We start from the raw sequence: 22,185 nt of genomic DNA, 5'->3' as shown, positions 1-22,185 counted from the left end.
ATGGCTCGTTTCTTCATTGATCGGCCCATCTTCGCCTGGGTAATTGCCATCTGCATCATGTTTGCCGGTGGGCTGTCCATCAGCCAGCTGCCACTTGAGCAATACCCCAATATCGCGCCGCCGACGGTAAAGATCTCCGCCACTTACACTGGTGCATCGGCCAAGACCGTCGAAGACTCGGTCACCCAGGTCATCGAGCAGCAGATGAAGGGGCTGGACCGGCTGACTTATATGTCCGCCTCCAGCAGCTCTGCGGGCAGTGCGAGCATCAGCCTGACCTTCGCCGCCGGCACCGACCCTGATGTGGCGCAGATGCAGGTGCAGAACAAGCTGCAGCAGGCTGAATCGCGCCTGCCGCAAAGCGTGCAGAGCGAAGGCTTGACGGTGACCAAGGGCAGTTCCGACTTCCTTATGCTGGTCGCCCTGGCCTCCGATAACGAAAGCGTCACCGGCACGCAGATCGGTGATTACATTTCCAGCACGCTGCTCGATCAACTGAGCCGTGTGGATGGCGTCGGCGATGTGCAGACCCTGGGTTCGGGTTACGCCATGCGTATCTGGCTGGACCCGGCCAGGCTGGAAAAGTACGCACTGATGCCCTCCGACATCAGCTCGGCGCTGGAGGCGCAGAACACCGAGGTTTCGGCAGGCCAGTTGGGTGCCTTGCCTGCGGTGGCCGGGCAGCAACTGAATGCGACCATCAGCGCCCGCAGCAAGCTGCAGACGCCCGAGCAGTTCGAGAACGTGGTCGTCAAATCTTCCAGTGACGGCGCTGTTGTGCTCCTGCGCGATGTGGCGCGGGTGGAACTGGGCAGCGAGAGCTACGACATCAACTCGGCGCTTAATGGCAGGCCAGCGGCGGCAATGGGCATTCAACTGGCGTCAGGCGCAAACGCGCTGAGCGTTGGCGAAGCGATCAAGGCCAAACTCAAGGAACTGGAGCCGTTCTACCCCACGCAGATGCAACTGAAGACAGTGATTGCCTATGACACGACACCGTTCGTGAGCCTGTCGATCAAAGAGGTGGTGAAGTCGCTGGGTGAGGCAATCGTACTGGTGGTGCTGATCATGTTTCTGTTCATGCAGAACCTGCGCGCCACGCTGATTCCGGCGATTACTGTGCCGGTGGTGCTGCTGGGCACGTTCGGCGTGCTGGCGCTGTTCGGCTATTCGATCAACACCCTGACCATGTTCGCGATGGTCCTTGCCATCGGCCTGCTGGTCGACGATGCGATTGTGGTGGTGGAAAACGTCGAGCGGGTGATGGGCGAAGAGCAACTGAGCCCGCTGGAGGCGACCCGCAAATCAATGGATGAAATTACCAGTGCGCTGATCGGCATCGCGCTGGTGCTGAGCGCCGTATACATCCCGATGGCCTTTTTCAGCGGGTCCACCGGGATTATCTACCGGCAGTTTTCGGTGACCATCGTTTCGGCCATGCTGCTTTCGGTACTGGTTGCAATGACCCTGACGCCAGCGTTGTGCGCAACGATGCTCAAAGCCTCGGATGCTCAGTTGCATGCACAACGGGGTGGCTTTTTCGGCTGGTTCAACCGCACGTTCGACCGTAGCGCCGACCGTTACCAGCGAGGCGTTAGCGGTGTGATCAAACATCGTGGACGGGCTCTGCTGGTGTACGTGCTGGTGCTGGTGGCCATGGCTGTGGGTTATGTCAGCCTGCCCACGTCGTTTTTGCCGGATGAGGACCAGGGTGCGCTGATGGCGCAGATCCAGCTGCCGGTTGGCGCTACTGACAGCCGTACGCAGGCGGTGATGAGGCAGTTCGAGACCTACATGCTCAAGCAGCCGGAGGTCGAGGCACTGATCAGTATCTCCGGGCTGGGGATGGGCGGTAACAGCCAGAACACTGCCAGGGCGTTCATCAAGCTCAAGGACTGGAGTGAGCGTTCCGGCGAGGAGCAGGGCGCCGCGCAGGTGGCGCAGCGGGCGACTCTGGCGCTGGCGAGCATTGGCGACGCCAGTGTGTTTGTCATGCAGCCGCCTGCGGTGCGCGGGCTGGGGCAGAGTTCGGGGTTTGATGTGCAGATCAAGGACCTTGGCGGCGTGGGGCATGAGGCGCTGGTCGCGGCACGCGAGCAGTTTATCGAGCTGGCGAGAAAGGACTCGAGCATGCTGGGCGTGCGCAGTAACGGCCTGGACGACACTCCGCAGTTAAAAGTGACCATCGATGATCGCAAGGCCGGTGCACTGAGCCTGTCTACCAGCGACATCAATTCGACCCTGTCGACTGCACTGGGCGGCAGCTACATCAATGACTTTCTCAATCAGGGTCGGGTGAAAAAAGTCTACGTGCAGGGCGAGGCTGCTTCGCGCATGCAATCAGCCGATCTGAACCATTGGTTCGTGCGCAACAGCAATGACGAAATGGTCCCGTTCTCATCATTTGCCCGCAGCAGCTGGAGCTACGGCTCGCCCTTGCTGGAACGCTACAACGGCAATTCGTCGCTTGAAGTGGTGGGTGATCCTGCGCCGGGTGTCAGCTCGGGCACGGCAATGGATGCCGTTGAAGCAATCATCAAGCAACTTCCCGAAGGCATCGGTTACGAGTGGACCGGGCAGTCCTATCAACTGCGTTTGTCCGGCTCTCAGGCGCCCATGCTCTACGCGGTTTCAGTGCTGTTCGTGTTCCTCTGCCTAGCGGCCTTGTATGAAAGCTGGTCAGTACCGTTTTCGGTCATGCTCGTGGTGCCGCTGGGCGTGGTCGGCGCGGTGCTGGCGACGCGGCTCAGCGGTTTGAGCAATGACGTGTACTTTCAGGTCGGGCTGTTGACCACCGTCGGCCTGGCGGCAAAGAACGCGATTCTGATTGTCGAGTTCGCCAAGCACCTTCAGGTACAGGGCAAAAGCCTGCATGAAGCCACCCTTATTGCTGCCCGGCAACGCCTGCGCCCGATTATTATGACCTCGCTGGCGTTCATGTTTGGTGTACTGCCGTTGGCCCTCAGCACTGGCGCAGGCTCGGCTGGGCGCAATGCAATCGGCACTGGCGTGCTGGGCGGCATGTTCAGCGCTACCGTGCTGGGAATTTTTCTGGTGCCGCTGTTCTTCGTCGAAGTCCGTCGCCGCTTCAGTCGTTCTTCAGGCAATGCTGCGGTTGCCCAATCCACATCTACAGGTGAAGCATGATGCGTCTTTTCTGGCCTTCGCTGGCTGTCACGGCGCTGCTTGCGGGCTGCGTCAACCTGGCTCCGGATTATCAACGCCCCCAAGCGCCTGTATCGAGCCAATGGCTGCCGGCGACGGCGGGCCAACCTGTTGCGTCAGCCAGCGTGCCCCCAGATATCGACTGGCAGAACTTTTTCACCGACAAGCGTTTGGTACGCCTGCAAACCCTGGCGTTGGTGAATAACCGTGATTTGCGCCTGGCCAGCCTGAATGTCGAGAAAGCCCAGGCTCAATACCGTATCGAGCGTGCAGCGAGCCTGCCGACCATTGATGCCAGCGGCAGCGGCACGCATACACGCACATCGTCATCGACCTCGATGACCGGAAAGTCGTCGATCAGCCACGAGTACAGCGCGCAGCTGGGTTTGAGCAGCTATGAGCTGGACGTGTTCGGGCGCATTCAGAACCTTCAGGACGAAGCGCTTGAGGATTACCTGGCCTTGACCGAAACCCGGCGCAGCACGCAGATCAGCCTGATTGCCGAAGTGGCGACCGGCTGGCTCACCTTGGCTGCCGACAACCAGCTTTTGAAACTGGCTGAAGATACGCTGGCCAGCCAGCAGCAAAGCTACGACCTGACCAGAAGCAGTCATGCGCTGGGCGGTTCTTCCGGGCTGGAAGTGGCCCAGGCGCAGACAACGGTCGAATCGGCGAGGGGCGATGTGGCGCAATATAAAAGCCAGATTCTTCAGGATCGCAACGCCCTGCGTCTGCTGGTGGGCAGCGATCTGCCGGAAGAGCTTCTGCCCACTGCCGACGTGCCATCCGTGGCGCAACTGGTGCAGGTGCCGGACGAATTGCCCTCCAGCCTGCTGCAACGTCGTCCGGACGTGCTGAGCGCCGAACACAGCCTCAAAGCAGCGAACATCGACATTGGCGCAGCGCGTGCTGCGTTCTTCCCCAGCATCACCCTTACCGCCAGTGCAGGTTCTGCCAGTTCGAGCCTTTCCGGCCTGTTCAAATCCGGGACCGGCGCATGGAGCTTTGCGCCGAGCATCAGCGTGCCGATTTTCGATGGCGGGTCCAATCGGGCCACGCTTGACTCGGCCAAGGTCGAAAACCAGATCCAGATTCAGACCTATCAGCAGACGATTCAGACTGCTTTCAAAGAGGTGGCCGATGCGCTGGCGGTGCGCAGCACGCTGGACGAGCGGGTTGCCGCACAACAGGCCTATACCGATGCCAGCCGCAGGAGCTACGAACTGGCCGATGCCCTGTATCGCGGCGGGTCGCAGAGTTATCTGGAGGCACTTGAGTCCCAGCGCTCACTGTACAGTGCCGAGCAGGAGCTGATTTCCCTTCGCCTCACCGAGCAGAGCAACCGGGTAACGCTCTACAAGGTCATGGGCGGCGGATGGAATCCGGGGTGACTTTTTCTACTAGCCTTTGAATAATTGCCTGGCTTAAACGTTTTACCCTTAACTGCAGTGCGGTCATTTAGGTGCTCGCACTGTGGTTTTGATCCTTCATGAACAGGAGTTCTCATGAAACCCTCCCAGCCGAAGTACGTCCGCGCTCTGTCGCTGCTGGTCACTTCACTCATCATTCAGACGCCAGCCCAGGCTCGTACGCCGTCTTCTGCAACTGCCGACAACATTGCCCGGCTTGCGGTGGTCAAGCCCATCAGCGCGTGCTCTGCGCTGACTGGCGTGGACCTCAACGATATCGGCGGGCAGGGCAGTCGCGTGCTATCGGCCAGTGAGTCGATGCGCAACGATGTAGCAGTGTGTGCCGTGGAAGGCCGATTGGCAGCGCAGATAAACTTCAGGCTTGAACTGCCTACCGGCACCTGGGCACAACGCTACCTGCAAGTCGGCTGCGGTGGGCTGTGTGGCAACATCAACTCGACCGTGCGCGCCGCTGATGGCTGTAAGCCGCTTGGTACCGGTGCATTTGCAGTAGCCTCCACCGACATGGGGCATCAGGCGGCAGATAACCATTTTGGCGACGATCCGCAGAAACGCGCCGATTTCGCTCACCGTGGCGTGCACCTCACCGCGCTGGCGTCGAAAAAACTGATCACTGCGTTTTATGGTCGCAAAGCTGAATACGCCTACTTCAGTGGCTGCTCGGACGGCGGCCGGGAGGCCCTGATCGAGGCCCAGCGTTACCCGGACGATTTCGACGGCATCATCGCCGGAGCTCCTGCGCTCAACTTTCAGGTACAGAAAACGCTGTACCACGGCTGGATGGCCCGCTCCAACCGAGGGGCAGACGGCAAGCCGATTCTCCTCGCGTCCAGACTGCCACTGCTGCACAAGGCCGTACTCGCCCAATGTGATGTGCTGGACGGGCAAATCGATGGCCTTGTATCCGACCCACGCATCTGCCACTTCGACCCCGCCGTACTGCAATGCAAGACAGCAGCCGACACTGCCAACTGCCTGAGTGCAGAAGAAGTGGCGGCCGTCAGACGTTTTTACGAGGGGCCGAAAGACCCTGTCAGTGGCGAACATTTGACCTTGGGCGGGCCGCAGCCTGGCTCGGAACTGGCCTGGGCGGGCGTATTCGTACCGGTCAGCGCCGATCAGCCCGTCTACAGCGAAACGGCTGCACTGGAGGCCATTCGCAATGTGGTGTTCGAGAAGAACCCGAGCGCGGATTTCGATCTGAACGCACTGAACTTCGACAAGAAAACCTTTGATCAATTGCGTCCGCTGCATGCGCTGTACGATGCCACCAACCCGGACCTGTCGCCATTCGCCAGCCGCGGCGGCAAGCTGATTCTCTGGCACGGCTGGGCCGACCCGAACATCTCGCCGCTCAACACCCTGGCGTACCACGAGGCGGTCGAAGCACAGATGGGCAAGACACGCACCGAGGCGTTCTCAAGGCTATATATGTTGCCCGGTGTTTATCACTGCGGCGGCGGGGAAGGGCCAAGCCTGGTTGATCTGCTGACGCCGATCATGGCCTGGGTTGAAAAAAGCCAGGCACCGGATGCCATTGTTGCCCGACAGGCAGGCCCCGAGAAGGCCGGCAACCGGCAGAGACCGCTGCCAAAAGCCCTGCCAGCATCGATGGTCAAGGAAAACATCGGTAATCGCGGACGTACCCGCAAGGTCTTTCCGTACCCGTTCATGGCCGAGTACGACCACAAGGGCTATTCAAAAAACGCTAACAGCTACCAGCGCGCCCAGCCATTGACCACAGAAAAAACACCGCACTGGATGGGGGCAGGCTTCTTCAAACCGTATGCGCCTCTGGAGCGTCAGGTTGATTAGCCATTACACCTGCGCACAGTGAGCGAATTATTTTCTCCTCGTTCTTGACATGACATGCGAACCAGTACAGAATTGCGTCCATTCCTGAGCAAGGAATTGAAAAAAACCCTTTAGATTCAATGGGTTGGAAGCCAAAGAAATACCGGTTTCCCGCGAAATGAAAATACGTTTGATGTTCGAGTGAAGCATCTTTCGTTTGAGGCCGAGTAGCAAAATGGTTATGCAGCGGATTGCAAATCCGCCTACGCCGGTTCGATTCCGACCTCGGCCTCCACTATTCAAAGCCCCGCAGATTAACGTCTGCGGGGTTTTTTATTGGGCGCGATGAAAGTGATGGGGTCCGAAAACCGAGCTCAGCCGCTATTTAAAGCGGCTTGCGTTGATATAGCCGTATTGGTTTTGCTGATAAATCGTGTAAGGCAGGAGCAGTGTATCTACGATGCCTGATAAGCCCATGTCCAGTAAAACCCACTCGGGAGCATTGGTCTTCTGATAAGCGCTACTCTGTTTGGGCTCTGCGTTCAGTTCACAGAAATCGAGCATAACTCCGCTGTAAACGCGCGGAATGGAGGAGCAATTTGATTTCCAGTCAGTGAGCTTTTCACCTGCGACGGAATCGGGCCTGAACGTTGTGTTGATTGTTCCGCATCCCGTCAACGCAAGCGTGAGCAATAGCAGGCACTGAATTTTCAGATGAGGCACACATGACTCTTTTTGGGTTATGAAACCTGGCTTCATGACTACGTTCCTTGTGTTTTCAATGCAATTGGGACGGCAGAGCGAGCGCGCGAGGCACATGCCCGTCGGTGTTGCATGAACGCCGTGGGTGTTCAATGGATGGTTGTTTCGCCGGGAATTGATCTGTCACATGCAGCACGATTATTGCTTGCCATGCCCAACCAGTCTGTCAGGCATAACCGAGGTAAACCCGATGAGCAAACCCCTTGTCCGATGGCCGATCAACCCGCTCAGAACGGCGGTCATCGTCGTAGATATGCAAAAAGTCTTCTGCGAGCCCGCTGGCGCGTTGTACGTCAAGAGCACGGCTGACATTGTCCTACCTATCCAAAAACTGTTGGGCGTCGCGCGAGCTGCTCAGGTGACGGTGGTTTATCTGCGCCATATCGTGCGCGGCGATGGTTCGGACACCGGGCGCATGCGCGATTTGTACCCGAATGTGGATCAGATACTGGCCCGGCATGATCCGGACGTTGAGGTGATCGAAGCACTCGCGCCTCAGTCAGGTGATGTGATTGTCGACAAGCTGTTCTACAGCGGCTTTCACAACACGGACCTGGACACGGTGCTGCGTGCGCGGGATGTCGATACGATCATCGTCTGCGGTACTGTCACCAACGTGTGTTGTGAAACCACGATCAGGGACGGCGTGCACCGGGAATACAAGGTTATCGCCCTGAGTGACGCCAATGCTGCGATGGACTACCCGGATGTCGGTTTTGGTGCAGTTTCAGCCGCAGACGTTCAGCGTATATCGCTGACGACTATTGCCTATGAGTTCGGAGAGGTCGCCACGACCGCCGAGGTCATCCGGCGTATAGAAAGTGCGTAGCCGCACGGGAGATAAATGTGCGCAGTTCTGGGCCGTTTTTCATCTGTGCGCATTCAAACCATGCGTTCCGTTTCAGACCGTTTGATCTGGCTTGAACGGTCGATACGGCTAACTGTTTGTATGAATTGTGAATTCTTGCAGTGGCATGCTTTCTGCTCTCGTCTCGCTGACCTTCACCCTTGCCGGTGAAACTTTCCCGCACCGTGTCAGCGAGAGGAAGCAGCCGTATGACTCTGCACTATGTGCCCATTATCAACCTGGCCCCTTATTTTTCAGGAGAACCGGACGGCAAGGCAGCCGTGGCGCAGGCAGTCAATCAAGCGTGTAAGGACATTGGGTTTCTGGTAATCACCGAGCACCAGATTCCCAAAGAACTTATTGATAAGGTCTCCGGTTTGACCCGCCAGTTCTTTGATTTGCCGCTGGCGGAAAAACGCAAGGTTGATCGTCCCAGCCCGGAGATGGTGCGTGGGTACAGCGCGATAGCCGAGGAGAGCCTTTCATATTCTCTGGAAGAAAGTGCGCCGGGAGATCTGAAGGAATCCTTCTCCATCGGGCCGAGCAACGTGCCGAACGAAGATTATTACCACAACGCCGAAGCAGGCTCGCACTTCGCGCCGAATGTTTGGCCTGCCGAGGCATTGCTGCCTGGGTTCAAAGAGGCTTATCAAGCTTATTTCGAGGCGATGAGTGAACTGGCGCAATCGTTGATGCGCCTGTTTGCCCTGGCATTGGAACTGGATGAGTGCTTTTTTGATGACAGAATCGACCGGCATATCAGCATGTTCCGCAGCCTGAGTTACCCGGACATCAAGACCGAAGTCGAGGCTGGCCAGCTGCGCGCCAGCGCGCATACCGACTACGGCAGCCTGACCATTGTGCGCCCCGACAATGCGCTGGGTGGCTTGCAGGTACGTAATCAGCAAGGCGAATGGGTCGATGTGCCCTATGTCGAGAACGGTTTTGTGGTCAACATCGGCGACCTGATGATGCAGTGGACCAACGACCAGTGGATTTCCACCCTGCACCGCGTGATCAACCCGCCCATTAGCAGTGAGCAGGACAACCGTCGGCAGTCACTGGTGTTCTTCCATCAACCCAACTACGACACCTTGATCGAGTGTCTGCCCGGTTGCCTGCCGCCTGGCACCGCGCCACGGCACGCGCCGGTCACCTCGGGCGATCACTTGCTGGCCAAGTTCGTCAAACAGACGACCTTCGGCGGCAGCAAGGTGGCCTGACATGAGCACACTTTCATACGTCAACGTGTTCGCGCAGGACATCATCGGTTTAAGCGGTTTTTACTCAAAGCTGTTCGGCTTCAGTGAAATCGAGGCGATCAGATCGCCGATTTTTCGTGGGCTGGACACAGGCAAATCCTGCATCGGTTTCAATGCACTCGATGCCTACGAATTGTTGGGGCTGGATGAGTTTACTGGTAGCACCGGTTGCCGGTTTCTGCTCAACATTGATGTCGATGAGCAATCCGAGGTGGACAGGTTGGTGCCTCAGGCAGTGGCGCTGGGTGCGCGATTGATCAAGGCGCCGTATCTGACGTATTACCATTGGTATCAGTCGGTTTTGCTGGACCCCGAGGGGAATATATTTCGGATTAACTTCATGCTTTAAGTGCTGCGGGCACGTACAACAACGGTGGCGGGTTGGGCAGTTCACCAGCCCTCACGTTTCAGGTTTTCACAGAAAAATCTACTGGCTGTACTGCTAGCTATCCGGCCCATGGAAGCAGGTCTTCAATTGTGCAACAGGCAAGGCATGCCTGATTCAAGAATTGGGGATATGGAAATGAGCGAATCTGATAGTAAGCAACCCAGACACGGCAGGGTTATCGAGCCTGCATCGCGGGGCTCGTATGCCATGGATCAGGGGATGGTACTGGAGTGGCATCTGCACGGAATAGAAAGTGGCAAAAACTTCCCTGATAAATTAGAAGGCCCTGCACACGATTTTCCTCGCACAGACGAGTATGCAGATGGCGATGTTGATAGTGCTGTCCCGCCAGTAGATGGACTGATAGTGAGTGCAGGCTGGACTGATGAGCGCGACTGTTTGAATTACACCGATACAGAGCTCACTGAGGCACTGAAAAAGAAGGGCATCATTAACACTGAAGGCTGGCCTCGCCTGAGCGTGAAAAGTGGGAGTACGTTTGACGTAACCTGGAGGTATGAAGCGACTCATGTGACGCGTGGTTATCGTTGGTTCATTACCAAGGATGGATGGGACGAGAGCACCCGATTGACTCGCAATCACTTTCAAGAGAAACCTTTTGACGAAAAAATTTCCCCCCTTCAGCCTTTTGACAAACACCGCGATGAGCTTGAGCCGGCAGTAATAGATTCGGCAGTGCTGCCAGAGGGCAAAAAGGGTCACCATTGCATTCTTCTGCTCTGGATTGTTGCAGAGTCGCCGATGGCGTTTTATCAAGCATTTGATGTCGACTTTGGTGAGTAAATCGGCATTCTGCAAGGTCTGCGGTTTAACCGCCGGTTGCTTCCAGGCTCGGGTTCCGTCTTGCATTTTGGGTGTTCAGGTTACTGGAGTGCAGCGACAGACGTGAAGACTGCGGAGCAAGCCCCAGCGACCCCATTCGCCGGTATCTCTCAGGAATGTTCTCCAAATGACTCGCTCACTCTCCAGTTTGCAGCGATACCTGAAACGGTCGCCATCGTCCCGTCGATAGGCTATCTCAGGTGGACTTTGCTGAACCGTCTTCATGTTTTTGGTTTTAAGACCCATTTCAATTGAAAGAGTAGCCTTGCATATTTCCGAGGGCGAGAAGTCAGCGCCTTGGGCTCTGGCAACATGAAGAGGCTTAAACTGACTCACGCTTTTTATGTGGAGTTCAAGTGTGAACAGGCTTTTAGAACGATTGCTTGCCCTTGTTCTGTTTGTGCCTCTGATGTTTGCCGGTGCGTGGCTTGGGTTTGAGATACCTGGAATAGATCACGGCACACGGACAGTATTTTTCATCGGCTGGATGATCGCGATGGCATTTGTTGTCGATCGAATCTGCACAAGAGTATTCAGAGAAAAATAGACATTAGAGCCGGGATCTACATGACCGCGCCTGGTATCTGCTATTGCCTCGAAATCTCGCTGAACGGAACCGCGGTGGCGTTGACCTTTTTTGGTGTACCTGACGTACGTGGAGTGACCCCTAATCGCGGTGAGGGCGTGCAGTGCTTGAGTGCTTCAGATTTGGGGAGTCGTGTTCGTCGGCAGGACGCCGGAGAAGGAGTTTTTTTGGAATTGCGGACCACGACTGTTTTTGCGGACCAAAACAAAAGGGCCTACTGAGCAAAATGCCCCGTAAGCCCTTGATCTATATGTGGTGCCCCGAGCCGGGGTCGAACCGGCACGTCCAAAGGACGAGGGATTTTAAGTCCCTTGCGTCTACCAATTTCGCCATCGGGGCGGTAGCGCCAAGAGCAGGGAATATATACACCCGGCCCCCATGAAGCAAGCTTGAAAGCGTCACAAATGACTCGGAATGCCGCTTTTTTGCCTGCCGGAAATGCTTGGTAAATCATGAGGCTACGAAATTTTTTTGGAGCAAAGGCTGACGTGCCGCGTTCAGGCGGCTCAGGCGGCTCAGGCTTTGCTCTCTTTCACCACCGCATCGCTCACTACAGCCTCGACCTTGTCAGCCAGTAATCGCAGGTAGCTCGCCAGGGCGACTTCCTCCAGGCGCAGGCCTTTGCGTTGTCGGGAGCGGGGGAGTTTGGCCAGGTTGCCGAGCAGGAAGCCTTCCAGTACTGCGGGGTGGATGTAGCATTTTCGGCAGATGGCAGGGGTGTTTCCCAGTTGTTTCGAGACCGCCTTGACCATATCGATGATGTGCCGCTTGGCGTCGGCCTCCGGCTCCCAATGCAGTTTCTGCAACGTCGCGAGCGCCAGCGCACTCGCTGCCCAGGTCCGGTAATCCTTGGCGGTGAAATCCGAGCCGGTAAGGCTTTGCAGGTAGGCGTTGATATCGGATGACGTCACCGCATGGCGCACGCCATCTTCGTCCAGGTACTGAAAGAGGTTTTGTCCCGGCAATTCCATGCAACGCTTGATCACATTGGCCAAGCGCCGGTCCTTGACGCTGACCTTGTGTTCAACGCCGCTTTTACCACGGAACTCAAAGAGGATCTGGCCGCCCTTGACCTCGACATGCTTGTTGCGCAGCGTGGTCAGGCCGTATGAGCGGTTTTCCTTGGCGTACTGGCTGTTGCCGATGCGGATCAGCGTCGCATCCAGCAATGAAATGACCGTCGCCATGACTTTTTCCCGGCCCATGCCCGGCTGCGCGAGTTGTGCTTCGATCTGTTTGCGCACCTTGGGCAGCGCATGACCGAACTCTATCAGGCGCGAGTATTTGTCCTGGTCGCGTATCTCGCGCCAGCGCGGGTGGTAGCGGTATTGTTTGCGGCCGCGTGCGTCACGTCCGGTAGCCTGCAGGTGGCCCATCGGGTCGGCACAGATCCACACATCGGTGTAGGCGGGCGGGACTGCCAGCGCGTTGATGCGCTTGATCTCCGACTCGTCCTTGATGCGCTCACCTTCAATGTTGAAGTAGGCGAATTTGCCGCGCAGTACCTTGCGCGTAAGGCCCGGCTGAGTGTCGTCTACATAATGCAGGTCACTGGCGGGCTGGCTGATGGCAGTCGAGTCAGGCATGGCTAATTTCCAAAGGCAGTTAAAAACACTGACCTCGGTCTTTTACCGTGGTGCCGTTTATTTGCTGACTGACCGGTTTTTCAGGGCATCAGGCCAGTACGGCAACCGCCTTGATCTGCGCCCAGAGCGACTGGCCTCTGTGCAGGTTCAACTGGTCACTGGAGTAGCGCGTGATGCGCGCGAGCAAAGGCGTGCCCCCGGCGTCCAGTTTCACCAGCACATGTGCCGAGTTGTCAGCCAGCGCTTCCTCCACCACCGTGACCGGCAAGCGGTTGAGAATGCTGCTTTGATCGTCGGGTTGCAGGTTCAGGCTGACATCCCGGGCCTGAACCTTGACGCGCAGAAGGGTGCCGATCTGCATTTCGGCGTGTGCGACGCGCATGCACAATGTGCTGTCGGGCAGCGTCACGCTCAGTAATTGGTAATGACGATCATAGGCACTGACCGTGCCTTCAATGACCACGCCTGCATCGCCGCCCATGGCCAGTGGCAGGTCCAGCCGCGCCAGTGTTTCGCGAATCGGGCCGCTGGCCAGTACGTTGCCGCCTTCAAGCAGCACCAGATGATCTGCCAGGCGTGCAACCTCATCCTGAGCGTGGCTGACATACAGCATGGGAATGTCCAGCTCCCTATGCAGGCGTTCGAGGTACGGCAGGATTTCACTTTTGCGCCTGGCGTCCAGTGCCGCCAGAGGTTCGTCGAGCAGCATCAGGCGCGGGCTGGTTAACAGTGCGCGTGCAATGCCCACGCGCTGACGCTCCCCACCGGACAGCTTGTCAGGGCTGCGCTCCAGCAGATGGTCGATACCGAGCAGTTCAGCGGCCTGCGGCAATTGAATGTTGCGCTGCTGACGCGGGATGCGTTTCATGCCGAATTCCAGATTGGCCCGCACGGACAGGTGCGGGAACAGGCTGGCTTCCTGAAATACATAGCCGATCGCCCGTTTGTGCGGAGCGAGGAAAACGCCTTTTTCAGTGTCTTGCCAGACTTCATCATGAACACGAATAAAGCCCTGGCCAGCTTTTTCCAGCCCGGCAATGCAGCGCAGGCATGTGGTCTTGCCCGAGCCTGAAGGCCCGAACAGTGCTGTGATGCCCGACCCCGGCAGGGTCAGGTCGGTACGCACGGTGAAATCCGGGTAGGTCATGTGCAGGCGGACTTCTATCGGTGAGGCCATGACTCAGCTCCATCCTGCTTTGGATTTACCGCTGGAATACAGCGCCAACAGCACCAGAAAGGAGAACACCAGCATCGCTCCGGCCAGCCAGTGTGCTTGCAGGTACTCCATGGACTCGACGTGATCGAAAATCTGCACAGACACCACGCGGGTTTTCTCGGGAATGTTGCCGCCAATCATCAGCACCACGCCGAACTCGCCGACCGTGTGCGCGAACCCCAGAATCGCCCCAGTGATAAAGCCAGGTTTTGCCAGCGGCAGAATCACGTGGAAGAACGTGTCCCATGGACCCGCTCTCAAGGTGGCTGCCACCTCCAGCGGACGGGCGCCAATGGCTGCAAATGCGTTCTGCAGCGGCTGGACGACGAAAGGCATCGAGTACAGGACCGAGCCGATCACCAGTCCGGCAAAGCTGAAAGTCAGTGTGCCCAGTCCCAGGCTTTGGGTAAGCTGGCCCACAGCTCCGTTGGGGCCAAGCAACAGCAACAGATAAAAGCCGATGACTGTCGGCGGCAAAACCAGGGGCAGGGCGACGACCGCGCCAATCGGCCCCTTGAGCCATGAATCAGTGCGCGCCAGCCACAGCGCGATGGGCGTGCCGATGATCAACAGGATGATGGTGGTCAATGACGCCAGCTTCAGTGTCAGCCAGATCGCCGCGATGTCGGCACTTCCCAGTGGCATTTACAGCTGGTATCCGAAGGACTTGATGATGGCGGCGGCTTTCGGGCCTTTCAGGTACTCGACCAGCGCCTTGGCAGCGGCGTTGTCCTTGCCCTTGTTGAGGATAACGGCATCTTGCTTGATCGGGTCATGCAGGGCGTCCGGCACGATCCAGGCCGACCCGCTGGTCAGTTTGCCGTCCTTGTAGATCTGCGACAGGGCCACAAAGCCAAGTTCCGCATTGCCGGTGGAAACGAACTGGTAGGCCTGGGTAATGCTCTGGCCTTCGACAATTTTGGCTTTGGTTGCGTCGGTCAGGCCCAGTTTGCTCAGCACTTGTGTCGCTGCCAGACCATAAGGGGCAGCCTTGGGGTTGGCGATGGACAAGTGTTGATACTGATTGGTCTTGAGCACTTCGCCCTTGCTGTCTACATAACCGTCCTTGGCCGACCACAGCGCCAAAGTGCCCACTGCATACGTAAACCGCGAGCCCTTGACGGTGTCGCCTTCCTGCTCGAGCTTTGCCGGGGTGGTATCGTCTGCAGACAGGAACACCTCGAAAGGGGCGCCATTCTTGATCTGTGTGTAGAACTGACCGGTAGCGCCAAACGCGGCAACAAGCTTGTGGCCGGTGTCCTTCTCGAAGTCAGTGGCAATCGCCTGGATGGGCGCTGTGAAGTTGGCCGCGACGGCGACCTGCACCTCGTCGGCAAACGCGTTGGCTGTAGCTGATACGGCGAAGGCCAGGGCAGAGAACTTGAGAATGGCGCGCAGCGTGGTCGTTCGCATGGAACAGCTCCTTGATGATGAAAACGCACGCCGTCGAAATAAAGGCGTTTCGCTATATAGTTAAATATATAGCGATAGCCTGTTGTTCTGAAAGCACTGTTTTACCGGGGTGAGAGAATTTTCAGCGCGTTTTCAGCCAGTTGCCGAGTCAGCTCGGTCGCACCCAACTGATGTTTGATACCAACTGCCTGACCTGCCCAGAGGTTGGTAAAGTCACTGCTGCCCTGTTTTTCCGCTTGTGCGCGCAACGGCATCAGGGCACCGCCTGCCAGAGGGAACGCAGGGGCGAGTGGGCTGACGGGGCCAGCTTCGCGCATGATCCGGTTGACGATGCCGCGCGCCGGACGCCCGGTGAAGAGGTTGGTCAGCGCAGTCTGGCTGTCCGTTGCAGTGTGCAGCGCCTGGCGATGCAGTGCACTGACGCTGGCTTCAGGGCAGAACAGATACGCCGTACCTACCTGAACCGCCGAGGCACCCAGAACAAATGCCGCCGCAACCCCGCGACCATCTGCAATACCACCCGCAGCGATGACCGGAATGCGCACGGCGTCCACTATTTGCGGCACCAGCGCCAGAGTGCCGACCTGAGTGTGCAGTTGATCGCTGAGGAACAGGCCCCGATGACCACCGGCTTCGTAGCCCATGGCAATGACCGCATCGCAGCCATGCTTATCCAGCCAGACGGCTTCCTCGACCGTGGTCGCCGAGGAAATGATCTTTGCCCCGGTGGCTCTGACCCGTTCCAGTAGCGCTCGCTCGGGAAGGCCGAAGTGGAAGCTCACCACCTCCGGCTTCAGGCGCTCGACCAGAGCGCAGGTGGCGCTGTCGAAAGGGGCACGGTTGGATACGGGCGTCGGCGCATCGAAATCGGCCCCCAACTCTTCGTAATAGGGTTTTAGCGCCTGTTTCCAATGCTCGGCGCGTTCGGCATCGTAGGCCGGAGCCTGATGGCAGAAGAAGTTCAGGTTCAGGGGCAGATTGCCGGTATGTTGCCGAAAGGTGGTGACTTCCTGTTCGATTTGCTCAGGGGGCAGCATTGCGCAGGGCAGCGATGCCAGCCCGCCAGCCTTCGCGACAGCAATAGCCATTTGTGATCCGGTGGCTCCGGCCATAGGCGCTTGCAGCACCGGCAGCTCTATAGTTAGCAGGTCAATAATGCGGGTGTCCGGCCATTGGCTCATGTGTTTCTCCGGCTTGTATTCGGGCAGTCATGTACATGGCATTGAGCGCGAGAATAGCGTGAATGGCAAACGGCATTTCCGGCGCAAAACATAGACCGCGCGGCGAGGTTGACATAAAAAACGATCGGTCTAATATTCCTGCATGACTCAATTGCCTGTAAAAACCAGACGCCCCGGGCGGCCACCGAAAGTGGACCGCGACAACCTCGAAACCCGCGAGGCACTGTTGCGCCGTGGTCTGGAAGTGCTGACCGAGCAAAGCTTCTCGGCCACCGGGCTGGATTACATCCTCAAGGAAATCGGCATTCCCAAAGGCTCGTTCTATCACTACTTCATCAGCAAGGAAGCCTTCGGCCGGGCGGTACTGGATGAATATGCCCGCTATTTTGCACAACGGCTGGACCGCTGGCTGCTGGACGAAGCGCTTTCGCCACTGGAGCGACTGGTGGGCTTTGTCCAAAGCGCCAAGAGCGGCATGGCGCGGCATGATTATCGACGCGGTTGCATGGTCGGCAATCTGGGCCAGGAAGTCGGTCTGTTGCCGGAAGGGTTTCGTGGCGTACTGGAGCAGACGCTGCTGGACTGGCAGTCGAAGTTGGCCTGCTGCCTCAGGGCCGCGCAGGCGCATGGCGAGTTGGCCAGAAGCGCCGATTGCGATGAATTGGCCGCGTTTTTCTGGATCGGCTGGGAAGGGGCGGTGCTTCGCGCCCGGCTGGTCAAAAGCGACACACCATTGAACACGTTCATTGCCGGTTACCTTCGTGGTTTGCCGCAATGAATTTTTCAAGACTATTTAAAGACGATCAGTCTAAATTGGAGGCGCACATGTTCAAGGGCATTTTGATCGACAAGGACGAGGCAGGTTATCGCGTCAATCTGACCGATATTGACGAAGCACAGTTGCCTGCGGGTGACGTGACGATAAACGTGTCGCACAGCACGCTGAACTATAAGGATGCGCTGGCGATCACCGGCCAAAGCCCCATCGTGCGCAGTTTTCCGATGGTCCCGGGTATTGATCTGGCGGGTACGGTGCAAGCCAGTGATACGCCTGAGTACAAGGTGGGCGACAAGGTTCTGCTCAATGGCTGGGGTGTTGGCGAAGGGCACTGGGGCGGTCAGGCACAAAAGGCGCGGCTCAAGAGCGAATGGCTCATTCCATTGCCGGATGCCTTCACGCCCGCGCAGGCGATGGCCATTGGCACGGCGGGCTATACCGCAATGCTTAGTGTGCTGGCCCTTGAGAAACACGGTTTGACGCCCGACCACGGCGATGTGCTGGTGACCGGCGCCAATGGCGGGGTCGGCAGTTTTGCCATCGCTATTCTTGCCAGGCTTGGCTATCGGGTGATTGCCTCTACCGGGCGTGTTTCGCAAAGCGAGTATTTGCATCAACTCGGCGCAGCGCAGATCGTTGACCGGGCGACCCTGTCGCAGCCGGGGCGACCTTTGGTCAAGGAGCAATGGGCAGCGGCAATCGACTCTGTCGGTAGTCATACGCTGGCCAATGTGTGCGCCGGTATTCGTTATCGCGGCGTAGTCGCGGCCTGCGGTCTGGCGCAGGGTATGGAGTTTCCGGGCTCGGTTGCACCGTTCATTCTGCGCGGCGTCACCCTGGCCGGTATCGACAGCGTTACTCGCCCGCGCGCTGACCGGCTGGAAGCCTGGTCCAGGCTGGCGAGCGACCTGGACCTGGCGCTGCTGCCGCTGATCAGTCGTGAAGTCGGTTTGAGCGAGGTGATCGACATCGCGCCGCAATTGATCGCGGGCCAGATCCGTGGCCGGGTTGTGGTGGACACCGGGCGCTGAGTGGGTCAAAAAACGCTGGGTTCGCCCTTGTCACCTGACTGCGCATGTTCAAGTGCGCGATGCATCCGGGCGGTGCCTAGCCCGGTTTCGCATAATTGCAACGGGATGCAACCGCCAAGCGCTGCGTTGGGCGTTACCAGCCAGCGACCGGCGCGCTCGGGTGTTTCAAGTACGCGAAGGATGTGACTGGCGATCATTGCGAGGCGATCCAGACGCTCCGAAGCCACGGGGTCCAATGGCTGTTTCTGGCGCTGACGACGTTCCAGCGTTGAAATTGATGCATTGAACAGCGCCTCCATTTGCCGCGGGCCGAGGGCCAGCGCGTCGCGTACCACGCGGATCCAGCCATGCGCAAAGCCTGCCTGAATGTTCGCCAGGCGTTCGGCCTCGCTGCGCTGACTGACCTGATGAGCCAGCAACCAGAAATGCGCAGCCGCGTCGTGACGGCCATGTGCTTTGCTAGCGAGGGGCGGAATCAAGATACGTGCTTGCCTTGAGGGCCGGAAAAGTCGGCCAAGGCTATCCCAGGCAGCGCGTCGTTCAAGCCGCAGGGTGTTACCGATGATTGCCGGGTGGGCTTAAGCTGCTGAGCTGAACGAGCCGCGCCAGAGGTGTCGCAGCAGGGCCCTCGTGCTAAAGTCGGCTGCCTGAATATGAATGAAGAGCGCCGCAGCTGTTCGCGCGCTTGCACCAGAAAAGGCGTCGTTTCACATGCCGCAAGACCCTTATACCGATCAGGACGCACGCATTGTCAGCCAGCCTTCGCTGCCCGACGTCAACAAGCCACTGCGCCTCTATCTCGACCGCCTGGCACCCTCAAGCCGCCTGACCATGACTTACGTTTTGCAGGACGCGGCAGATCGTCTGGGCATGGCTGACGTCGATATTCATGACATTCCCTGGCACACCCTGCAGCCTGGTCACGTGACCGCACTGGTCGCGACGCTGCGTGAAGACGACTACGCACCCAATACCACCTCGCTGTACGTGAACGCTATTCGCGGTGTAATGAACGAAGCCTGGCGGCACGACCTGATCAGCCACGAGCAATTACTGAAGATTCGCTCGATCAAACCGGTCAGCGGTACGCGTCTGGCCAAGGGCCGTAATATCCGCCGCACGTTGATTCGTGATCTGATGGAAGCCTGTGCTGCGGACCCCAGGCCGCAAGGGCGTCGCGATGCCGCGATCATTGCGATTCTGTACGGTTCGGGAATGCGCAAGTCGGAGTCGGTCAACCTGGACCTGTCACAGATCGATTTCGCCGAGCGCAGCCTGCGGGTGCTGGGCAAAGGCAACAAACAGTTGATCAAATACGCCCCCGAGTGGGCGTTCAAGGCGCTGAACGACTGGCTGGAACTGCGCCGCTCGTGCTTGCAGCCGGGGCAGGGCGATGACCCGTTCCTGTTCAACCGGATTCGCCGCGGTAGTCACATCACCCGCGACAGAATCACTAAACATGCCATTTACTTCATCGCCAAGCAACGCGGGCGGCAGGTGGGGGTGAACATCATGCCTCACGATTTTCGGCGCTCGTTCATCACTCGTGTGATCGAAGAGTTCGATCTGTCGATTGCCCAGAAACTTGCGCATCACACGCATATTTCGACCACCGCCAGTTACGACATGCGCAGCGAGAACGAGCGCCGCAATGTGGTGGACGGGTTTGATCTTTAGGCAAAAAAAAGCCACCTCGCACAAGCGGGGTGGCTTAAAAGATCTAACCAAAGGAGTGATGAAGCAGAGCAGAGATTCACTGGCCTCGCGACGCGGATTCGCGAGGCCGGGAGATATGTTCGCTCATCGCCGACAACGGTAACACCGCCGCCCCTGATTCAATTATCAGCGTTATTGATACCCGTCATTGCCAAAAAACATATGACCCGCACGTGTTTGCGTGGCCAGCCATCTGCAAAATCGATTTCTCACCTCCGAGCTATCCGGCAATTGGATAGCCAACAATTGGCAACAATTTCATGCTTTACCGGACTTGAAACGTACGGGACTGAGCATGGAAAAGTTCGATATACACCGTAAAACCCGCTTTGACTCATTGGTACACGAGTACGGGCTCGATGGCAGTCGTCTGTTGCCTTGGGAAGGCTACCCGATGCCGTTCGCTGGCGGCTGGTGCGTGGTTCGTCCGGGCACGAGCAGCGAAGCGCATACCCAGATCGACCAGGAAATCTTCATTGCCATCAAGGGCAGCGCCCGTCTGGTGGTAGGCGACAAACAGATGGATTTCGCCGTAGGCGATATCGCCGCGATTCCGAAACACACCAACCATTACGTCATCAATGATTCCGCCGAGGACTTCCACTTCTATGTGGTGTGGTGGGACATGAACTACGTGAATGCTTTCGTGGCTCAGCACAGCGAAACCACGGGGTGCCTCGATGAGTAAGTACATCGTGACCATCACGCCGCCCACCCCGAATGGCGATTTGCACATAGGTCATATCGCCGGCCCGTTTCTGGCCGCTGACGTGTTCACCCGGGTCCAGCGCCAGCGCGGTCACGACTGTGTGCTGGTGTCCTATTCCGACGATTACCAGTCCTACATGCTGCGCAAAGGGCTGGAGCAGGGCGTTGATCCGGTCGAGCTGGCCGGGCGTAATTCCGACCGCATCGAAGCGTCGCTGGCGGCGATCAACATCAAACCCGACAACTGGATGCGTCCGCACAACAACCCATGGTTTGCCGAGGCGGTTGGCGAGGTGTTCAACGCGTTGCGTGAAGCGGGCTCGATCGAGTTTCGCGATTCCAGCGAGCCGTACTGCCCCGATTGCGATGTGTGGGGCTACGAGGCATTTGCCCGAGGCAACTGCAATTACTGTGGGGCCGAGTCTGATGCCAGCCAGTGCGAGAACTGCGCTCAGGCCCCTGACGCCGAGTTGATGACCGGTCTGCACTGCAAATTGTGCAGGCAGCCGTCGCAATGGAAAAAGGCCCATCGTGCATTTCTGAAGCTGGCTGATTTCAAGCCGCACTTGCGTGATCGTCTGTTGGGCCAGCAATGGCGCAAGCCGCTCGACAACTGGTTGCGCGATACGCTGGAGCACTTGCATGACTGGGGCGTAACCCGTCCGGGCGACGGCGGGCTTGACCTGCAGGCCGATGGTTCGTGCCGGGTCCACACCTGGTTCATGGGGCTGGCGGGCTATATGGCGGCATTTCGTGAATATGCCGACAGTGTCGGGCGTCCAGAGCTGTTCCGTCAGTACTGGCAGTCGGGACAGGGCACGCTGGTGCATTTTCTCGGTTTTGACTGCGTGTTCAGTCACGCCATCGTCTACTCGGCGCAGCTGTCGGCGCTGCGCGATATCAAAGTTCGCCAGCGCTTCATGCCCAATCAGTTTCTGAAACTGGACGGCCTGAACCTGTCGACCAGCCGCAATCACGCGATCTGGGTCGGCGATCTGGCCCGTGAAGCCTGTGCCGACAGTGCGCGCCTGTATCTGGCAAGCATCGCACCCGAGCAAAGCGAAGGCGATTTTCGTCTGACGCATTTCCGCGCATGGCGGGAGCAGATATTCAGCGAATTTTTCCCCGCGTTGCTGGACGCCGGAAAACATCGCGATGACAGCTGGTGGAGCGGTATCTGTGGGACGGATGCCGGGCTGTTGGAAGCGTTACGCCTGCAATGGAGCAGGGCCGCAGAGCCTGCGCAGTTCTCGATGAAGGGCATGGCGCAGGTGTTGCTCGACGTCATCGCCATTGCTCGCGCACGCCTGGCCGAAGGTCGGCCCGTCAGCCATCTGGCAGCGTTCATCGCAGTGGCTGGCAAGGCGCTGATTCCGGAAATGTCAGCGCAGATCATGAACGCATTCGGACTGCCCGAAGCCCGGGTCAACGCCACGCTCATGAACGGCTCGGCCGCTGAATACTCCATCTGAACGGATG

20 protein-coding genes and 2 tRNA genes are annotated in these 22,185 nt (G+C 58.1%); 14 read left to right on the top strand and 8 right to left on the bottom strand.

The features are described 5' to 3' along the window. From KP808_RS13545 to KP808_RS13530, 4 genes are all read left to right on the top strand, one after another. Nucleotides 1-3,147 carry an efflux RND transporter permease subunit gene (locus tag KP808_RS13545; protein WP_230016282.1) on the top strand — a complete coding sequence of 1,049 codons (3,147 nt, stop codon included), beginning with the start codon at nt 1-3 and terminating at the stop codon, nt 3,145-3,147. After that, nucleotides 3,147-4,556, top strand: a complete 1,410-nt coding sequence (locus KP808_RS13540) for an efflux transporter outer membrane subunit (protein WP_230018871.1) — start codon at nt 3,147-3,149, stop codon at nt 4,554-4,556. The genes KP808_RS13545 and KP808_RS13540 overlap by 1 nt, the downstream gene beginning before the upstream one ends. Before the next feature lie 114 nt (nt 4,557-4,670). Beyond that, complete coding sequence (locus KP808_RS13535) at nt 4,671-6,410, top strand: tannase/feruloyl esterase family alpha/beta hydrolase (RefSeq protein WP_230016281.1); 1,740 nt, start codon at nt 4,671-4,673, stop codon at nt 6,408-6,410. A 200-nt stretch (nt 6,411-6,610) separates the two neighbouring features. After that, a tRNA-Cys gene (locus KP808_RS13530) sits at nt 6,611-6,684 on the top strand. An 86-nt stretch (nt 6,685-6,770) separates the two neighbouring features. Here KP808_RS13530 and KP808_RS13525 read toward each other — a convergent pair. Continuing rightward, nucleotides 6,771-7,148, bottom strand: a complete 378-nt coding sequence (locus KP808_RS13525) for a YceK/YidQ family lipoprotein (protein ID WP_230016280.1) — start codon at nt 7,146-7,148, stop codon at nt 6,771-6,773. 193 nt (nt 7,149-7,341) lie between these two features. Between KP808_RS13525 and KP808_RS13520 the strand changes: the two genes are divergently transcribed. The 5 genes from KP808_RS13520 (at nt 7,342) to KP808_RS13500 (ending at nt 11,038) form a co-directional block, all read left to right on the top strand. Then, entirely contained in the window at nt 7,342-7,980 is a 639-nt protein-coding gene (locus KP808_RS13520; RefSeq protein ID WP_230016279.1) for an isochorismatase family cysteine hydrolase, read from the top strand. A 227-nt stretch (nt 7,981-8,207) separates the two neighbouring features. Next, on the top strand, nt 8,208-9,221 hold the full coding sequence (locus tag KP808_RS13515; RefSeq protein ID WP_230016278.1) for an isopenicillin N synthase family dioxygenase: 1,014 nt from the start codon (nt 8,208-8,210) through the stop codon (nt 9,219-9,221). A 1-nt stretch (nt 9,222) separates the two neighbouring features. Then, nucleotides 9,223-9,609, top strand: a complete 387-nt coding sequence (locus KP808_RS13510) for a VOC family protein (protein WP_230016277.1) — start codon at nt 9,223-9,225, stop codon at nt 9,607-9,609. A 168-nt stretch (nt 9,610-9,777) separates the two neighbouring features. Beyond that, on the top strand, nt 9,778-10,452 hold the full coding sequence (locus tag KP808_RS13505; RefSeq protein WP_230016276.1) for a lytic polysaccharide monooxygenase auxiliary activity family 9 protein: 675 nt from the start codon (nt 9,778-9,780) through the stop codon (nt 10,450-10,452). Nucleotides 10,453-10,849: 397 nt separating this feature from the next. Further along, nucleotides 10,850-11,038 (top strand): hypothetical protein, encoded by a 189-nt coding sequence (locus KP808_RS13500; protein WP_080396456.1) that lies wholly within the window; start codon nt 10,850-10,852, stop codon nt 11,036-11,038. A 292-nt stretch (nt 11,039-11,330) separates the two neighbouring features. Here the strand turns inward: KP808_RS13500 and KP808_RS13495 are convergent. From KP808_RS13495 to KP808_RS13470, 6 genes are all read right to left on the bottom strand, one after another. Next, a tRNA-Leu gene (locus KP808_RS13495) sits at nt 11,331-11,416 on the bottom strand. Between the two features lie 176 nt (nt 11,417-11,592). Continuing rightward, complete coding sequence (locus tag KP808_RS13490) at nt 11,593-12,663, bottom strand: DNA topoisomerase IB (RefSeq protein ID WP_122280978.1); 1,071 nt, start codon at nt 12,661-12,663, stop codon at nt 11,593-11,595. A gap of 88 nt (nt 12,664-12,751) precedes the next feature. Then, nucleotides 12,752-13,840, bottom strand: coding sequence for a molybdenum ABC transporter ATP-binding protein (gene modC, locus KP808_RS13485; protein ID WP_122259970.1), 1,089 nt, complete (start codon nt 13,838-13,840; stop codon nt 12,752-12,754). A gap of 3 nt (nt 13,841-13,843) precedes the next feature. Then, nucleotides 13,844-14,524 (bottom strand): molybdate ABC transporter permease subunit, encoded by a 681-nt coding sequence (gene modB, locus KP808_RS13480; RefSeq protein WP_230016275.1) that lies wholly within the window; start codon nt 14,522-14,524, stop codon nt 13,844-13,846. Next, nucleotides 14,525-15,292, bottom strand: a complete 768-nt coding sequence (gene modA / locus KP808_RS13475; RefSeq protein WP_058409475.1) for a molybdate ABC transporter substrate-binding protein — start codon at nt 15,290-15,292, stop codon at nt 14,525-14,527. A 101-nt stretch (nt 15,293-15,393) separates the two neighbouring features. Continuing rightward, the gene (locus KP808_RS13470; RefSeq protein ID WP_230016274.1) at nt 15,394-16,473 is read right to left on the bottom strand and encodes an NAD(P)H-dependent flavin oxidoreductase; all 1,080 of its coding nucleotides are present in this window, start codon (nt 16,471-16,473) and stop codon (nt 15,394-15,396) included. A 142-nt stretch (nt 16,474-16,615) separates the two neighbouring features. On the opposite strand from KP808_RS13470, the gene acuR reads away from it, so the two are divergent. Together acuR and acuI are read left to right on the top strand one after the other, a co-directional pair. Continuing rightward, complete coding sequence (gene acuR / locus KP808_RS13465; RefSeq protein WP_230016273.1) at nt 16,616-17,251, top strand: acrylate utilization transcriptional regulator AcuR; 636 nt, start codon at nt 16,616-16,618, stop codon at nt 17,249-17,251. A 47-nt stretch (nt 17,252-17,298) separates the two neighbouring features. Then, a complete protein-coding gene (acuI, locus tag KP808_RS13460) occupies nt 17,299-18,282 on the top strand; it encodes an acrylyl-CoA reductase (NADPH) (protein ID WP_230016272.1) in 984 nt (327 codons plus the stop codon). 5 nt (nt 18,283-18,287) lie between these two features. Here the strand turns inward: acuI and KP808_RS13455 are convergent, their stop codons facing one another. Next, nucleotides 18,288-18,761 carry an antitoxin Xre-like helix-turn-helix domain-containing protein gene (locus KP808_RS13455; protein WP_230016271.1) on the bottom strand — a complete coding sequence of 158 codons (474 nt, stop codon included), beginning with the start codon at nt 18,759-18,761 and terminating at the stop codon, nt 18,288-18,290. Between the two features lie 232 nt (nt 18,762-18,993). Here KP808_RS13455 and KP808_RS13450 point away from each other — a divergent pair, with 232 nt between their 5' ends. The 3 genes from KP808_RS13450 (at nt 18,994) to KP808_RS13440 (ending at nt 22,178) form a co-directional block, all read left to right on the top strand. Beyond that, entirely contained in the window at nt 18,994-19,959 is a 966-nt protein-coding gene (locus KP808_RS13450) for a site-specific integrase (RefSeq protein ID WP_230016270.1), read from the top strand. Nucleotides 19,960-20,293: 334 nt separating this feature from the next. Then, nucleotides 20,294-20,686: a cupin domain-containing protein gene (locus KP808_RS13445; RefSeq protein ID WP_057454823.1), complete on the top strand. Its 393-nt coding sequence runs from the start codon at nt 20,294-20,296 to the stop codon at nt 20,684-20,686. Next, nucleotides 20,679-22,178 carry a methionine--tRNA ligase gene (locus KP808_RS13440; RefSeq protein ID WP_230016269.1) on the top strand — a complete coding sequence of 500 codons (1,500 nt, stop codon included), beginning with the start codon at nt 20,679-20,681 and terminating at the stop codon, nt 22,176-22,178. The genes KP808_RS13445 and KP808_RS13440 overlap by 8 nt, the downstream gene beginning before the upstream one ends. Nucleotides 22,179-22,185: the final 7 nt, after the last annotated feature.

The organism is Pseudomonas savastanoi, assembly GCF_020917325.1.
GTDB lineage: Bacteria > Pseudomonadota > Gammaproteobacteria > Pseudomonadales > Pseudomonadaceae > Aquipseudomonas > Aquipseudomonas amygdali.
This window is presented reverse-complemented; position numbering and strand designations above follow the sequence as displayed.

What these genes read in the sequence shown, in the direction of transcription:
- KP808_RS13505 (WP_230016276.1), top strand. Translation starts at nt 9,778, where the DNA reads ATGGAAATGAGCGAATCTGATAGTAAGCAACCCAGACACGGCAGGGTT.
- modB (WP_230016275.1), bottom strand. Translation starts at nt 14,524, where the DNA reads ATGCCACTGGGAAGTGCCGACATCGCGGCGATCTGGCTGACACTGAAG.
- KP808_RS13535 (WP_230016281.1), top strand. Translation starts at nt 4,671, where the DNA reads ATGAAACCCTCCCAGCCGAAGTACGTCCGCGCTCTGTCGCTGCTGGTC.
- acuR (WP_230016273.1), top strand. Translation starts at nt 16,616, where the DNA reads ATGACTCAATTGCCTGTAAAAACCAGACGCCCCGGGCGGCCACCGAAA.
- KP808_RS13510 (WP_230016277.1), top strand. Translation starts at nt 9,223, where the DNA reads ATGAGCACACTTTCATACGTCAACGTGTTCGCGCAGGACATCATCGGT.
- KP808_RS13470 (WP_230016274.1), bottom strand. Translation starts at nt 16,473, where the DNA reads ATGAGCCAATGGCCGGACACCCGCATTATTGACCTGCTAACTATAGAG.
- KP808_RS13525 (WP_230016280.1), bottom strand. Translation starts at nt 7,148, where the DNA reads ATGAAGCCAGGTTTCATAACCCAAAAAGAGTCATGTGTGCCTCATCTG.
- KP808_RS13490 (WP_122280978.1), bottom strand. Translation starts at nt 12,663, where the DNA reads ATGCCTGACTCGACTGCCATCAGCCAGCCCGCCAGTGACCTGCATTAT.
- modA (WP_058409475.1), bottom strand. Translation starts at nt 15,292, where the DNA reads ATGCGAACGACCACGCTGCGCGCCATTCTCAAGTTCTCTGCCCTGGCC.
- modC (WP_122259970.1), bottom strand. Translation starts at nt 13,840, where the DNA reads ATGGCCTCACCGATAGAAGTCCGCCTGCACATGACCTACCCGGATTTC.
- KP808_RS13450 (WP_230016270.1), top strand. Translation starts at nt 18,994, where the DNA reads ATGCCGCAAGACCCTTATACCGATCAGGACGCACGCATTGTCAGCCAG.
- acuI (WP_230016272.1), top strand. Translation starts at nt 17,299, where the DNA reads ATGTTCAAGGGCATTTTGATCGACAAGGACGAGGCAGGTTATCGCGTC.
- KP808_RS13445 (WP_057454823.1), top strand. Translation starts at nt 20,294, where the DNA reads ATGGAAAAGTTCGATATACACCGTAAAACCCGCTTTGACTCATTGGTA.
- KP808_RS13540 (WP_230018871.1), top strand. Translation starts at nt 3,147, where the DNA reads ATGCGTCTTTTCTGGCCTTCGCTGGCTGTCACGGCGCTGCTTGCGGGC.
- KP808_RS13440 (WP_230016269.1), top strand. Translation starts at nt 20,679, where the DNA reads ATGAGTAAGTACATCGTGACCATCACGCCGCCCACCCCGAATGGCGAT.
- KP808_RS13515 (WP_230016278.1), top strand. Translation starts at nt 8,208, where the DNA reads ATGACTCTGCACTATGTGCCCATTATCAACCTGGCCCCTTATTTTTCA.
- KP808_RS13520 (WP_230016279.1), top strand. Translation starts at nt 7,342, where the DNA reads ATGAGCAAACCCCTTGTCCGATGGCCGATCAACCCGCTCAGAACGGCG.
- KP808_RS13545 (WP_230016282.1), top strand. Translation starts at nt 1, where the DNA reads ATGGCTCGTTTCTTCATTGATCGGCCCATCTTCGCCTGGGTAATTGCC.